General features: G+C 35.2%; 15 protein-coding genes. 10 read left to right on the top strand and 5 right to left on the bottom strand.

The features are described 5' to 3' along the window. Window positions 1–70 precede the first annotated feature (70 nt). The 5 genes from mntR to CSE16_RS19800 all read left to right on the top strand — a co-directional run bounded on the left by mntR (window position 71) and on the right by CSE16_RS19800 (window position 3,667). On the top strand, window positions 71–475 hold the full coding sequence (mntR, locus tag CSE16_RS19820) for a transcriptional regulator MntR (protein ID WP_099425462.1): 405 nt from the start codon (window positions 71–73) through the stop codon (window positions 473–475). Window positions 476–517: 42 nt separating this feature from the next. Continuing rightward, entirely contained in the window at window positions 518–1,375 is an 858-nt protein-coding gene (locus CSE16_RS19815; protein ID WP_099425461.1) for a CvfB family protein, read from the top strand. Between the two features lie 349 nt (window positions 1,376–1,724). After that, a complete protein-coding gene (locus CSE16_RS19810) occupies window positions 1,725–2,606 on the top strand; it encodes a DUF1002 domain-containing protein (RefSeq protein ID WP_371514671.1) in 882 nt (293 codons plus the stop codon). Window positions 2,607–2,695: 89 nt separating this feature from the next. Then, on the top strand, window positions 2,696–2,977 hold the full coding sequence (locus CSE16_RS19805) for a GNAT family N-acetyltransferase (protein WP_099425459.1): 282 nt from the start codon (window positions 2,696–2,698) through the stop codon (window positions 2,975–2,977). A 366-nt stretch (window positions 2,978–3,343) separates the two neighbouring features. Beyond that, window positions 3,344–3,667 carry a hypothetical protein gene (locus CSE16_RS19800; RefSeq protein ID WP_099425458.1) on the top strand — a complete coding sequence of 108 codons (324 nt, stop codon included), beginning with the start codon at window positions 3,344–3,346 and terminating at the stop codon, window positions 3,665–3,667. 96 nt (window positions 3,668–3,763) lie between these two features. Here the strand turns inward: CSE16_RS19800 and CSE16_RS19795 are convergent, their stop codons facing one another. Further along, window positions 3,764–5,284: a succinyl-CoA:acetate CoA-transferase ScpC gene (locus CSE16_RS19795; RefSeq protein ID WP_099425457.1), complete on the bottom strand. Its 1,521-nt coding sequence runs from the start codon at window positions 5,282–5,284 to the stop codon at window positions 3,764–3,766. A gap of 411 nt (window positions 5,285–5,695) precedes the next feature. Then, complete coding sequence (locus CSE16_RS19790; protein ID WP_099425456.1) at window positions 5,696–6,346, bottom strand: LytTR family DNA-binding domain-containing protein; 651 nt, start codon at window positions 6,344–6,346, stop codon at window positions 5,696–5,698. 547 nt (window positions 6,347–6,893) lie between these two features. Here CSE16_RS19790 and CSE16_RS19785 point away from each other — a divergent pair. The 4 genes from CSE16_RS19785 (at window position 6,894) to CSE16_RS19770 (ending at window position 10,113) form a co-directional block, all read left to right on the top strand. Next, the gene (locus CSE16_RS19785) at window positions 6,894–7,688 is read left to right on the top strand and encodes a helix-turn-helix transcriptional regulator (RefSeq protein WP_099425455.1); all 795 of its coding nucleotides are present in this window, start codon (window positions 6,894–6,896) and stop codon (window positions 7,686–7,688) included. A gap of 345 nt (window positions 7,689–8,033) precedes the next feature. Continuing rightward, the gene (gene yidC, locus CSE16_RS19780) at window positions 8,034–8,789 is read left to right on the top strand and encodes a membrane protein insertase YidC (RefSeq protein WP_099425454.1); all 756 of its coding nucleotides are present in this window, start codon (window positions 8,034–8,036) and stop codon (window positions 8,787–8,789) included. 104 nt (window positions 8,790–8,893) lie between these two features. Next, window positions 8,894–9,154, top strand: coding sequence for a hypothetical protein (locus CSE16_RS19775; protein WP_099425453.1), 261 nt, complete (start codon window positions 8,894–8,896; stop codon window positions 9,152–9,154). Window positions 9,155–9,186: 32 nt separating this feature from the next. Beyond that, window positions 9,187–10,113 carry a M15 family metallopeptidase gene (locus CSE16_RS19770; protein ID WP_099425452.1) on the top strand — a complete coding sequence of 309 codons (927 nt, stop codon included), beginning with the start codon at window positions 9,187–9,189 and terminating at the stop codon, window positions 10,111–10,113. A gap of 62 nt (window positions 10,114–10,175) precedes the next feature. Here CSE16_RS19770 and cls read toward each other — a convergent pair whose 3' ends face one another. Continuing rightward, window positions 10,176–11,633 (bottom strand): cardiolipin synthase, encoded by a 1,458-nt coding sequence (cls, locus tag CSE16_RS19765; RefSeq protein WP_256376304.1) that lies wholly within the window; start codon window positions 11,631–11,633, stop codon window positions 10,176–10,178. A gap of 291 nt (window positions 11,634–11,924) precedes the next feature. Beyond that, window positions 11,925–12,725 carry a YwqG family protein gene (locus tag CSE16_RS19760; protein WP_099425450.1) on the bottom strand — a complete coding sequence of 267 codons (801 nt, stop codon included), beginning with the start codon at window positions 12,723–12,725 and terminating at the stop codon, window positions 11,925–11,927. A gap of 638 nt (window positions 12,726–13,363) precedes the next feature. Between CSE16_RS19760 and CSE16_RS21610 the strand changes: the two genes are divergently transcribed. After that, complete coding sequence (locus CSE16_RS21610) at window positions 13,364–13,501, top strand: Lmo0850 family protein (RefSeq protein ID WP_172954408.1); 138 nt, start codon at window positions 13,364–13,366, stop codon at window positions 13,499–13,501. Window positions 13,502–13,618: 117 nt separating this feature from the next. On the opposite strand, the gene CSE16_RS19755 is transcribed toward CSE16_RS21610, so the two are convergent. Continuing rightward, on the bottom strand, window positions 13,619–14,809 hold the full coding sequence (locus tag CSE16_RS19755; RefSeq protein WP_099425449.1) for an FtsW/RodA/SpoVE family cell cycle protein: 1,191 nt from the start codon (window positions 14,807–14,809) through the stop codon (window positions 13,619–13,621). Window positions 14,810–15,060: the final 251 nt, after the last annotated feature.

Raw genomic sequence — 15,060 nt, 5'->3', positions numbered from 1 at the left:
GTTTTCAGTTAACTTTTTATGCAAAAATGTAGTAAACTTGAGATAGTATTTGGAAAGAGGGGAACAGACTATGCCAACACCTAGTATGGAGGATCACATAGAACAAATTTATTTACTCATTGAAAATAAAGGATATGCGCGTGTGTCCGATATTGCGGAAGCTTTATCTGTTCTGCCTTCCTCAGTGACAAAGATGGTCCAAAAATTAGATAAAGATGGCTATTTAATCTATGAAAAATATCGAGGATTAACTTTGACGCCAAAAGGGCAAAAGTTAGGCAAGCGCCTCGTGCAGCGACATGATTTGTTAGAACAGTTTTTACGACTGATTGGTGTGGATGAGGAACGTATTTATGACGATGTTGAAGGTATTGAACATCATTTAAGCTGGAACTCAATCGACAGAATTGCTGATCTTGTTCAGCTTTTAGAAGAGCAGCCCGAGCTGACACAGAAGTTGGAAGAAATGAAATAAAATCATAATAAGTAATGATTGACGAGAAAAAGGAGAAAACGAATGAATCAATTAATGAAATCAGGTCAAGTTGTAGACTTAACAATACTAGAAGAACAAGGGTCACGTTATATTTTAACGAACGGTGATATCGAAATTCCGTTAAATACTTCGGATGTAGAACAAGCATTAACAATTGGAGATGTCGTGAAAGTATTTTTATACACAGACCGTCGAGGCAGTTTGCAGGCAACAACGGTAGTTCCCCATATTACAGAAGCAGATTATGGATGGGCACGCGTATTAAAGGTGACACAAGAGGGTGCTTTTTGTGATATCGGAACGACTCGTGAAGTACTCGTACGCGCGGAAGATTTACCTGCATTACAGGAAGTTTGGCCACAAGCAGGGGATCATTTATATATAACGTTGCGCACAGACCGTAATGGTGATTTATTTGGTCGTCTAATTACAGAAGAAAAAGTTAACGAAATGTATGAAGGTGCCCATGAGGATGCTTTTAATAAAAACATTGTTGCACGTCCATATCGCTTATTACCAATTGGCTCGTTTTTAATTGGAGTGGAAGCACCATATCGTATTTTTGTACACCAATCTGAAATGAAGGCAGAGCCACGCTTAGGTCAAGATGTTCAAGTGCGTATTATTGATGTGAAAGAGGATGGGTCATTAAATGGTTCGCTACTTCCACGTAAGCACGAAAGACTAGGGGAAGATGCAGAAAAAATCTTTGCTTATTTAGAAAGTGTTGGTGGAAAGATGCCATTCCATGATAAATCAACACCTGAAGAAATTGAAGAAATGTTCAATATGAGTAAAGGTGCATTCAAACGCGCACTCGGAACGTTAATGAAAGCTCGCAAAATTATACAACAAGACGGCTGGACAGAAATCGTCTAAGTCAACAAAAGCAAAGCGAAAAAAGTAAAAGGCTAACAGGATTGCAACCTTTTACTTTTTTTATTCGTATTATAAAATGAGTTTGCAATCAATTACGCCTCGGCTAACTTTTGTCTAGATTTTTTTCGAGCTTGCTCGAAAAACTCCAATAAAAATCTGTGACATCCGTCGGGGGCTTTAACTTGATTCAGCTTGGGTTTGAATTCCCAGTGAATTAAGGTCATACTTGGCATTCACCCCTCACACTTAATTGAAGTGGGAGACTTCTGCTGAAGCAAGTTAATCGTACATTTTGAAAGGGGTATTTTTCATGAAACAAAAATGGTTCGCACTCTTTGCTGCTTTAGTAATGTTATTTGCATGTATTTCTCCGATGCATACATTTGCAGCGGACAATACACAAAAAAATCCAGTAAATGAAAAGCTAGGTGTACCAATCGTCGTTTATGGAAGTAGCCTATCGAGCAACGAAAAGGAACATGTAAAAACGGCTTTACGGGTAGATCAGGAATCTGAAATAGATGAAATTACAATCTCAGGACAAGATTTGGCAAAATATATTAAAGACAGTAATTCAAGCTCTCGTATGTACTCATCAGCAAAAATTACGCGTCAAGATAAGGGAAAAGGGTTAACAATTAGTATAGTTACACCAGAAAATATTACACAAGTAACATCTGAAATGTATGCAAGTGCGATGTTAACAGCAGGAATTGAGGATGCAATTGTAGAAATTGCAGCACCTAAGCCTGTAACGGGTCACTCGGCATTGGTAGGGATTTACAAAGCGTATGAAGTAGGAACAGGAGAAACGCTCGATATGGAACGTACAGACGTTGCAAACGATGAGTTATCTGTTGCTACTTCATTAGCCGAAACAGCTGGTATAAGTGATGAAAGAGTAGCAGAATTAATAACAGAAATTAAAAAAGTAATTGCTGAAAATAAGCCTGCTACAAAAGAAGAAGTACAAACAATCGTCGAAGAACAATTAGCGAAGTTCCAAATTAACTTAAGTGATCAAGATCGCCAATTATTAGTGGACCTAATGGATCGAATTAGTAATTTAAATATCGACTTTAGTAAATTATCAAGTCAACTCTCAGATTTAAGCTCAAAATTTGAAGAAAAGTTTGGAGCTATTTTAGAAGATGAAGGTTTCTGGCAAAGCGTAAAAAACTTCTTTAGTAATTTAATTGATACAATCTCATCTTGGTTTACAAAAGAATAAAAATGTGAAAGCTTCCAATTTTGGAGGCTTTTTATTTTTTGTGCTTTTTGGAAATATGCTATATTAAATTTACAAAGAGGAGGGATAGTATGGAATTTAAGTTGAATAAATCAGGTAATGGTCAAGGGGCATTTGAATACGAGCTGGACGGACAACGTGTAGCAGAAATTACTTGGATCGAGCTGAACGGAATTATGTCAATGGACCACACATACGTATCTAATATACTACGAGGTCAAGGTGTAGCGAAAAAGCTGTTAGATGCGGCCGCAAATTATGCACGTGAAGAACAATTAAAAATGACACCAGTTTGTTCGTATGTTGTCTCTGCATTTGAAAAAAGTAATGAATATGACGATGTTAAAGCATAGAAAATGAATAGTGGGTTGTGAAAATCCACAATTAAAAAGAGGACATTCATTCACGTTCGATTTACGTGAATGGGTGTCCTTTTATCTTCATTTAGCTAATGTTTGAATTCATTCCGTCATTAAAAGTGAAATAATGTCAGTAATAACCAGCGATACACCGAAAGGGAGGGATTTCCAGCCATTCAAAACCAATTTCTTTATTTTGGAATATATAGATTGCTCATTTTGAATAACACTACTATTATGCCCATGAATATCTTAATCCGTTCATTTTAATTGAAATTTTAAAGTTTCTAAATAATGGATGTTTTAAATACTGTATTTAGGGAAAAATATTTGTAGCTAAATTTTTGGGAGGAATGTATGATGGCGAAATTTAAAGGTAAAGGTGTTGTTTTCGCAGGTTTAGTTGCTGGGGTAGCTTCCGTGTTAAGTAAAAAGGAAAACCGTGATAAAGCGATGGAATTATTTAATGATGCAAAAACGAAAGCAACAAAAGTGATGGCAGACCAAAAAGGGAATATCGGAAGTACTTCAACACGAAGTAATTTAATGGCAACAGGAGACGTGGCGGGTGATGTAGCACAAACACCAGCAGGACCCAAATCCTTAACAATTCAAGAAAATAGATTTATCGATGAGGGCGGCGGACAAACAGCGATTAGTGAATTTAACAAAAATCAAAGTTAATTACAAAATATAGAAAATCAGCATAAGAAAAGACACAACTCGATTTAATTAGATCGAATTGTGTCTTTTAAGTTATGGGACAAGCCCAACGAAAAATTATGCTTTAACAGCTTCTTTTTTCATTGTTTTGTTTTTAGCAAGGTTTACGTGCCAAGAAAGTGCTTCCTCTAAGATATGAGGAGTATGTGCATTACCTGTTGCTTCAACTGCACGGTTATAGTAATCAAATAATTGCTCTTTGAAATCTGGGTGTGCACAGTTATTGATAATTAATTGTACACGCTCTTTTGGAGAAAGGCCGCGTAAGTCTGCAATCCCTTGCTCAGTTACGATTACATCTACATCATGTTCAGTGTGGTCTACGTGAGAAACCATTGGTACGATTGAAGAAATCGCGCCACCTTTTGCATATGATTTCGTTACGAAAATTCCAAGACGAGCGTTACGAGCGAAGTCACCAGAACCACCGATACCGTTCATCATTTTTGTACCTGAAACGTGTGTAGAGTTAACGTTACCATAGATATCTAACTCAAGTGCTGTATTAATTGAAATTAAACCTAAACGACGGATAATTTCTGGGTGGTTAGAGATTTCTTGTGGACGTAAGCAAATTTTATCTGCGTAAGCTTCTAAGTTACCGTAAACTTTATCTTGTAATTCTTTCGTTAACGTAATTGAAGTTGCAGCCGCAAATCGTACTTTACCAGCATCGATTAAGTTGAATACTGCATCTTGTAATACTTCAGAAGCAACAACTAAGTTTTCGAACTCTGAATCAGCAAAGCCATCTAATACAGCGTTAGCAACAGAACCTACACCAGATTGTAATGGCATAAGTTCATTTGTTAAACGACCCGCTTTAATTTCATCACGGAAGAAGTCTAATAAAATGTTTGCCATGTTTTGAGTTTCCTCATCTGGAGGAACGATTAATGAAGGCGCATCTGGCTCTTCAGAAATAACGATTGCTTGGATTTTCTCAACAGGAACACGAATACCGATTTCACCAATACGTTGTTCAGCATTTGTCATTGGAATCGCTTCACGTTTACCTTGTTCACCAGGAACGTAGATGTCGTGAATACCGATTAATGCTTCTGGATGAGAAATGTTTAATTCGATAATAATGTTTTCTGCATACTCTGCGAAAATTGGTGAGTTACCAACAGAGTTTGTTGGAATAATTAAACCATCTTCAGTAATTGCAACAGCTTCTAAAATTAAGTGTTTAATTGGACCCATAATACCTTGACGTACTAATTCAGCATTGTGAGAAAGGTGAGCGTCTACATATTTGATGTCGCCTTTGTTGATTAAACCACGCATTACCGCATCACCTTGGAACGGACCGCGTTTATTGATAACACCTGCAGCTGCTAGGTGGTTATCTACTTCAGGACCTAAAGAAGCCCCTGTATATACATCAATTTTAATTTGTTCATTTTTAGCGCGTTCAACTAATGCCATTGGTACTACTTTTGCATCTCCAGCGCGAGTAAATCCAGACATACCTACTACTGTGCCATCTTGAATTAAAGCAGCAGCCTCTTGTGCAGATACGACCTTATCTGCTAATTGTTTTAAACCTAAACGTTTCTCAACTCGTGGATCCATAGAAAAAATCCTCCCCTAAAAGTTTTTTGATGGTTTGGAGCTATTAGAAAATTGTTTGAATTTTCTGTTTATTTCGTCAGATAGTAAGCTGACATATGAGATAATAATATCATCAAATTGTCACATTTTGTTTGCGGGAACATAAAAGCGCTTAAAAAATGTTTTAAAGGGAAAATATGTGTAGAATCGACGGTAGTTAAATTTGTGTAAAATTTATTTTGCGAGTTGCGTAGCGAATTTATACAATATTTATTGAAATAATCATATAAAAATGCTATTTATCAAGAATGACCAATGACGAAAAACTTCATAAAATGGCGAATAGCGTTGAATTGAGTAATCAAAGAAAAAGTGTATTTTAAGCAATCAAAAAACGACTTGTTTTTATACAAGTCGTTTTTGATATAGTCATTAGAAGCCTAGGGAACGTCTGAAGTAACTCGCATAACGTTGACTTACTGGAATGCGTGTCCCATCTTTCATAATTAATAAGAACGTTGAATGAGAATCAGGTTGGATTTCTTCAATAAAGTCAATATTAACAATGTATGAACGGTGGCATCGGATGAAGGAATCCGGCGCTAAGAATAATTCTAAGTCGCTTAAATTTAAGCGGTGGTAGCCTTCACGGTGCATAGTTTTTACAAATGTTTTACGAAGCTGAGTTTCAAGGTAAATGACTTCGCTATGTTTAATTGGGTACCAGCAGTCGTCGATTTTTACCGTGATGTAATTTGTCAAGAATGGTGATGGTTTTTGTGGGAAAATGGCTGTAATTGCCCCTTTTGTTTCGCCTTCTTCGATAAGAGGAATACTCATACCATAATAAGGGACACCAAAAACATCTGATTCGATATAAGAATTGATTTTTTGACCATAAGCTAATGCTTTGTAAGCAGCGGAGCCCTCTTTAATAGGGTCACCTGGTTTGATTTTTAGGTCAACCTTTTTGCTAGGTTGGTAGTATAGATACTCATTTGTATCCGAGATAGCAATTGACGTATTTTCTGGAAAAAACTCCTTAATGACATCCATGATTTCTTCGATTTGTTTTGGATCCATTTTTAACACCTCTTTATAAGCATTTTAAACAATTATGAACTATTTTACTACATATTTAAAGCAATTAGGTTGAGAAGATTCGTTTCATTATGAAGATAAAACTTTTTTATTAAAAAAGTTTTATATAAAGAAAGTAATATTTGGTTATTTATTGAATAAAAAGTTATTAATTGTATGTTTTATACCGTTGAAATATGAGAAATAATAAGGTTATTTGAAAAAAGAGGAAATAGGTTGATATTTTAGAACTATTAGAATTGTTAAAATTAGGTTGAAAGAAAAACGTAAAATATGGTAATATTCACTATAGTCACTAAACCGAAACGAGTAATTATACGCAAAAGAGAGAATAGCTAACTAGATGGTTAATAATTCCTTTGCTTTATAAACTACATAATTTTTACTTATGCATTACATTTCATAACATAGCAATTAAAGAAGAAATAATATTGGATCGATAAAATCAACATCATTCTCTATTGAGAGTGAAGGATGTATTTCTTATGAATAACAGAATATTTATGCCTGAAGAAAGAGGGGATAATCTATGCAGCTACATCAACATTCAATATCTGAAACGATATCCAAAAGGTATTTCCAAGAAATCGATAATATTAATCAATACGTGGGTATCGAGGACTTTTTTGTATTAGAATCGAAGTTTTTATTTGAAATCTATCATTTAGAGGCTACGAAAGCGAAGAAAACATTACATGAGATTATTGATATTTTATCTGCGCGCTTTGGTAAACAGGTTATTAAAGTTTTACGTCATTATTTCATTACGGTCTCATCAATAGTTGCACGTAAATTGCTTGATAATCAGGTTCCATCAAAAAAAGCATTTGCCTTTAATTTAGCATGCGCAGATATGATTGAAAATTCAATGAAGGATGCTGAATTTTTACAATTTGCGGATGACTTAATTGATTTTTATGTGTATTTTATTGCGGATCGAAAACAGCCTACATTCCGTCATCAAACGGTTAATAAAGTGATTATGTATATTAATGACGAACTTGAAAATGATTTATCGGTTGAGAGCATTGCGGCTAACTTCCATATTAGTACAAGTCATTTATCTCGTATATTTCGTGAACATGTGGGCATTACATTAGTAGAATACTTAAATGTTCGTCGAGTAGAGGAGTCTCAATATTATTTACGCCATACAAATAAAAGCATTACATCTATTTCTGAGCAATTCCATTTTTGTAACCAAAGCTATTTCACACGAATTTTCAAAAAGTATACAGGTGTAACACCGAAGCATTTCCGTGATGAGCTTCATCATGAATTTTACCGTTTTGAAATGACGGAAATCGAGTTTGTGAATGTATAAATAAAGATACATATTACAAGAGTAATGATGCGTTCCTTCAAGTTCAAAATCAGATTGGGAAATGGAAGAACATAGTATATTAAAACTGCACTACAAAAATGTTGTGAAGGCAATTGTATGCCAAACCCCGACAGATTGTAAGTGCCGTTTTTTTTTGTTTTGTAAAAAACTTTAGTCAGAGATTGTACCTAGCGTTTTATGTTTTGCTAAAAGTGCGCTATACTTCAAAATAAGTTAAATCCCCGGCGGAAATCACAGATTCAGAAAGGTGTTCTTTATGCGAGCACAATGTCAAATTTGTATGCAAGTATGCCGAGGCATAATTGAACATTGAGAAGGTGAACTATGAAGCGATGGAAGTTATTGATTTTATTAGCCATAACATCTATTTTACTAACGGGTTGTCAATCTGTTGAAAATGAGGAAGGGATTTTTTATAATACTTTTGTAAAACCGATGGATTTTTTATTAGATTTCTTAGGGAACACGATTTTTAATGGTAGTTATGGATTAGCCATTATTACTATTACAATTTTAATTCGACTAATTTTAATGCCTATTATGTTGAAAAACTATCGCTCACAAGCGATTATGCGCTTAAAGATGGATGAAATTAAGCCGAAAATGGATGATATTCAACAAAAATTAAAAACAGTTGATTCTAAGGAAGAGCAAAGGGCACTCCAGCAAGAAATGATGCAAGTTTATAGAAATGCAGGTGTCAATCCAATCAATATGGGTTGTTTACCAATGCTCATTCAATTGCCAATCATTATGGGATTATATTTTGCTATCTTGAATTCCGCAGATGTAAAATCGCATGAATTTTTATGGTTTAGCTTAGGTTCACCGGATATTGTCATGACAGCGGTTGCTGGAATTATTTATTTTATTCAATCAAAAGTTTCATTAGCAACGGTTCCTCAAGCCCAACAAGCTCAGATGAAGCTAATGATGTATATTTCACCGATTATGATTGTATTTATTTCATTCTCCTCTATGGCCGCGTTACCTTTATACTGGTCTGTCGGAGGATTTATATTAATCGTACAAACATATTTAGGAAAAAAATATTTTTCAGATGTACCTAAGCAAGGCTAAATGGATAGGGTCGGGGCTAATAATCGCCTCGACTTTTTTAGCGGTTAAGTAACGGAAACATGTTACGCTAGTTGATATAGGGTAGTCTAATAAAGGAGATAGTAATGAAAAAGATTAAGAATGAGAAGGTTATTTCGCTACTATTAGTAGCAACAGCAAGTTTTTCTGCGTTGTATTTTATTATTCAACAAAATATGAATGCCGCGATTTTATCGATGACAGTTATGTTTACGTTAACGAACTTTTTCCGATCTCGCACGTTTAAAGAACAAGGTCATGAAAAAGAATCCAAATGGATGAGAAAAATGTCGATTACTTTTGCTGTTTTATCTGTATTGGTATTAATGATTATGATAGCCGGCTAAAATAGTGGGGTTTCTAGGGGAAGGTGAAAAAGATGAAATCAAAGAAGAAAAAAAGCAGCCCAATTGTAACGGGTGCCATCATCTCATTGTTACTCATTATTGCAATTATTGGCTCGGTCATTTATAAATACGATGTTGCCAATCGAGATGTAACGAATGAAAATGATGCAGTAACAGGACAAGAGCCAACGAATGATGGTGAGCAAGTGCCATCAAATGACAAAGATGATTTGAATGTAGGAGAAATAGAACAACCACAAGCAAATACTAATGAAGATGAGAAGCCAAAAGAAGGTAATTCAGATTCACCAGACATCCCAACAGCAAGTGCGAATGGCAATGGAACTGCGGGTTCAAAAAGTGAAACAGATGCTCCAAAGGAAAATGAAGTCGTGAAAAAAGAAAACGGTTATATCGTTGGTCAACAACCTGCGAAAGAACCGACTTATGTAGATAATATTTTAATTGCTAATAAAAAGTATCCTTTACCAGCCACTTTCAATAAAGGTGAATCTCCTGAAGCACGTGCGGCGCTTGAAGAAATGATTGGCGAGGCGGGAAAACAAGGGTATACGCTAGTAGCTTTTAGTGGCTTCCGTTCATATGAGTATCAAACAGATCTATACAATCGCTATGTAAACCGCGATGGTAAGGATGCCGCCGATCGTTATAGTGCTCGTCCAGGTTATTCAGAGCATCAGACAGGCTTATCGTTTGATATTGGGGAGAAGGGTAAAGAAAACTTATGGCTAACAAATGGATTTGGTGAAACATCAGCTGGAAAATGGTTAGCAACAAACGCCCATAAATACGGATTTATTTTACGTTATCCAGAAGGTAAGGAAGACATTACAGGTTATATGTATGAGTCATGGCACTTCCGTTATTTAGAGGGAGATACGGCAACAAAGGTATATAATGCAGGTGTCACATTAGAAGAGTATTTAGGGATAGAGTAAAATATTGCAACGGAAAAAGGTATTTTGATCTCGAGTCAAAATACCTTTTTTGTAGTCATATGTTATAAAATTGGTGAAAGTAGTCTTGAAATAGACTCTTTAAACTTTATAATATTTGAACGGTTTGCATAAATTTCTGGAGTAAGTTCAGAGCAATCTAATATATCTGTTTCAAAGATTTCTGCTAGCTGGTGAGCAAGTACGCGGTCATAAATTAAGACATTTACCTCAAAGTTTAAACTGAAGCTGCGCACATCAATATTTGCAGTGCCGACTGAAGCTACCTCATCATCAACTACAATCATTTTTGCATGGATAAAGCCTTTTTCATAATGGTAAATTTTCGCCCCAGCTTGAACAAGTTGCCCCACATAGGAATAAGTTGCCCAATAGACGAAAAGGTGATCTGGCTTATTCGGTATCATAATACGCACATCTACCCCAGATAAGGCTGCAATTCGAATCGCATCCATAAAGGAATCGTCTGGAATAAAATACGGCGTTTGAATATAGACAAACTTTTGCGCAGTAGAAATCAAACGTAAGTAATTATTTTTTATGACTTCCCATTCTGTATCAGGTCCACTTGAAACAATTTGCAAAGCGACATTCCCTTTTTGCGGAATGATGGGGAAGTAACGATTGGAATAGCCTATTTGATGATGTGTACTTGCCTGATTCCAATCGAGTAAAAATCGCGTTTGTAAAGGGTGAACGGCACTTCCTTCAATGCGCAAATGTGTATCGCGCCAATAACCAAAACGATCTGATAAACCTAAATATTCATCCCCTACATTAAACCCACCCGTATAGCTGATACGCCCATCAATTACGACGATTTTACGATGATTTCGAAAATTTAAACGGGGGTTTATAAGTGGCAGAATAGATGGGAAAAAGACTTCTACCTCACCACCTAAATCAGTTAATTCTTTAAAATGATGTTTTTTAACACGACGTGAACCCATTTCGTCGTATAAAATCCGAACTTTTACGCCTTGCTTCGCTTTTTTTTGTAAGGCATTTAAAATACGTTGCCCTAAATTATCCAGCTTAAAAATATAATATTGAATATGAATATGATTTTTTGCGGCAAGAATGTCGTGAATTAACGCTTCGAATTTGTCACTACCATCATTAAAAACTTTTATTTGATTATCCTGCGTTAAAACGGCATGATTGGTTGTTAAATTCATATAAATTAAGTGATTATATTCTTTAATATGTTCTGTACGGAATTCGAGCTCATCATTTTTTATGGCTTCAATTTGATAACTGATTAGATTCTCAATCCCGATATTCTTTTGACCGTCCCAGCGGAATAGATGTTTTTTCCGAAGTTGCCGTCCTAAAAGTAAATATATAATAAATCCGAAAGATGGTAGGAAAAATAACACGAGTAACCATGCCCAAGTAGAGGATGGTTTTTTCCGCTCTAGAAAAATGACCGCTAAAGCAAATAAAAAATTTAAAAGCATAAAGAGGGGCAATATTAATTTATAATCCAGCAATGTGCTCAAAATTTCACCTTCTTTAGCTGTTTTCATATCATTATACCGTATTAACCAATTGCTTAATATGAAACATTCATGAAAAAAGTCAGCATATTGTTATTATATAAAATGAACTAAAGAATCCCTCTTTTAAAAATTACTCTAAAAAGGCTGGCCTTGCACAAAGCACAAAGCTGTGTGACTCATGTGCTTAGCCAGCCAAATAAGCACGCGCTTTATTAGAATCCATAATAGAAAACTTACATCAATAGGGTAGATTCTTTTATTTATATACATAAATAAAAACAACTTTAATTTTTAATATTGTTCTAAATGAAAATAAATATCGGAGAAGTCGAGTTGCTGTAATTTTTTCGAATTAATAAAAAAGCTAATAATACCACTGTCACCCCACATGATCTGTTGTGCATCATTTGACACGATTTGTAGGAGCAGTGTGTCATAGTGCTGTAAATGAGGATTTGCTTCTCTAAAATCCTGTTCAATAAAATACGGATAGCCTCCTATTTTATGTTCGGCCGCTAAATAATTTACTAAATAAATATCGTGAAAAGAGCGCTCATCTAAAGTAATCAATTCATTCATAATTGTTGGTGTAAAATAATATTTTAATCGGTAGTCCATTATAGAAACAGGCTCAAATAATTTATTGAAATGCAGCTTCATCTCCTGCATTATTGGAAAATACCGAAGATCCGCGCCATTCATATAAGAAAAATCAGGCTCGATCGTCTCTTCCGATTCATTTGTGGGAACATATTGCAAGTGAAAGTGACATAGCTCAGCGTTAGCTTTTCTTTGAGGAGAGCATTGCTGTGAAATATAAAATTGCAAAATTCCTTTTGAGGGGAATGGTTGATTGAGCTGAAACTCAGAAAAATTAACTTGTGCTAATAACAACATAAACTTTCCATCATCACCTTTAGGATGTATGAACCCCTTAGGTAAATAAGGTAGGCCGGCAAACTTACTTTCGTGTAAAAGTGTTGCTTGTTTTATAGGGTCAATAATAGCAGCTTGAATCGCTGAGCCAATTAAAGAACAATAGAAATGATTCAATTCTTTTGGGATAAAAATAATTTTATCTAAATTCTCCATAAAGGCCCCTCCTCTGAAATAACGTCCAATTAGTGAATAGTTGTTTCATACAGAAAACTGCGTGATACTACAATATTTCCACTTGTATTTGTCATTAAACATGATTAAAATTTATTAATAAAGGTTTTTTACTATGCTTATAGTGAAAAGTGGTAAAAACGCTATCTAACTGTTCGATACCAGTCAATAATGCCAAGGTATATTGATTGTTTTGTTCTTGGAAATGAAAAATAAACTTATTGAAAAAAATTCAAAACAGGGGTTTACATTAAATGTAATAAGGTTACACTAAAAAAGATAAAGTTCTTAATTTTGTAACAAATTCGAAAGATTCTTCTGTGAAATTAAGTGTTATTATAAAGAAGTAGAAGGTCAGACCTTTGATTTCTTTCGGCAGAAGTCCCTCAACTCTATAGGTGGAGAGATGAATGCTGGTTTTAGGTTACTATACAGTGTGTGTTCAAATAACCGTTGTAAGAAGTTAGGCCTCCGGCGGATGTCACGGAATCGAGTTCTTTGTGCAAGCGCAGAACTGTTTCTAGATGCAATTATGCCGAGTTATAATTGATTTAATTGCAACTTTAAATGAAAACAATTCGTTATATATTCTAATAAAGGAAAAGTTGAGGTGTAGAGAAATGGCGAAAGAGATTGATTTAAAACGTATTGTTACAAACTTATCTAAATTAGGTGTTACGGCGACAGTTACGAAATCTCGTAACGAATTTTTAAAAGTTTTAACACCACCAACACAAACACCACAAACGCAAAATTGATTGAATACAAAAACGCCTGTTGATTCACAAGAATCGATAGGCGTTTTATAAATAGTCGTAGACGTATTGATCCAAATAAAAAAGACACCTCGTGTTACATTCACGAGGTGTCTTTTATTAATCTTCTTCTGGGTCATTTGCATTGAACATATACGTGCGGTAATGGAATTTCATACCGAATACAAGCCCAATTGCTAGCGCATTCCCCATTAACGAACTACCCCCGTAGCTTAAAAACGGTAAAGGAATACCTGTAATCGGTAATAATTGAATCGTCATTCCGATATTTTCAAAAACGTGGAACGTAATCATGGCAATAATTCCTGCACAAACATATGTACAGAAGGGATCTTTTAGTAAGAGTGTTGTCTTAGTTAAATGATAAATTAATAGGAAGTATAGACAGATGACGCCACTTGCACCGATAAAGCCCCATTCTTCTCCGATAACTGCAAAAATAAAATCTGTATGATTTTCGGCAACATATACTTCGCGACCCATAAAGCCTTTTCCGAAAACCTCACCTGAGCCAATTGCATTTAATGATGTAATTAAATGATAACCGTCAGATGTGGCGTAAGAATAAGGGTCTAACCAAGAATAAATACGCGCAAATTGATACGGTTGGAACCCAAATGTTTTCTCAAGGAAGTCTTGCATGTAGACAGCCATCCAAAGTAATGCACCACCAAGTGCAAATACGCCTCCAAAGAGTGGAAGGATAATCTTCCAAGTTACCCCTGCAACAATGATGAGGGCTGCTGTAATCGCGATGAATACAAGTGATGAACCCAAGTCTGGTTGTAACATAATTAATCCTAATGGTACTACTAAAGTCAAACTCATTTTTAGAAGAAGCATACAATCAGTTTTTATTGTTTTGTTCGGATTAGCTGCGTGATGCGTACTAATTAAATAGGCTGTTGCGAGAATATAAAAGGTTTTCATAAACTCTGCTGGTTGTATATTACCAATAGGTGTTTTAAACCAACTTTGTGCCCCGTTAACGAATACCGTTATTCCCGTTGACGAAGGGATGACTACTACTGCGACAAGTAATGCTATTCCAAACCAGTAAAATGGCCATGCGAGCTTTTTATATTGATCGGGATCGAAGTACATAACGAATGCAACGATCATGGCGCCGATCATATAATTTAAAATTTGTTGGGGGACAAAATTATTCCCATATTGCCCTGATGTTTGGGCGGAAGAAATCGCCAATAAACTGACACCTAGAAACATCATTAATATAATGGCAAGTGGCCAGTCAAACCGCTTATTAAAACTAAGTTTATTTGTATCCATTCGTTTCACCTTGTCATCTAAAAATATTTATTTCGAGAAATGTACTTATACGTGTAGAGGTTACTGAAATTGTAAAGTACGTTAAAAAAGTAGCTCTTTTGTAACTTGTTTAACTTTATCATATTCCATGGAAAATTACTTTAGTAAGCTTATCGTAAAAGTTGAGACGAAACAGCGTAGAAAATGTTTCAAATTCGTTCAATAAGTCATATAATAATCATAATATTTGTGTTAAAAGGGGCGTATGTGTT

The organism is Solibacillus sp. R5-41 (assembly GCF_002736105.1).
In the GTDB taxonomy this organism is placed as follows: Bacteria; Bacillota; Bacilli; order Bacillales_A; family Planococcaceae; genus Solibacillus.
This window is presented reverse-complemented; position numbering and strand designations above follow the sequence as displayed.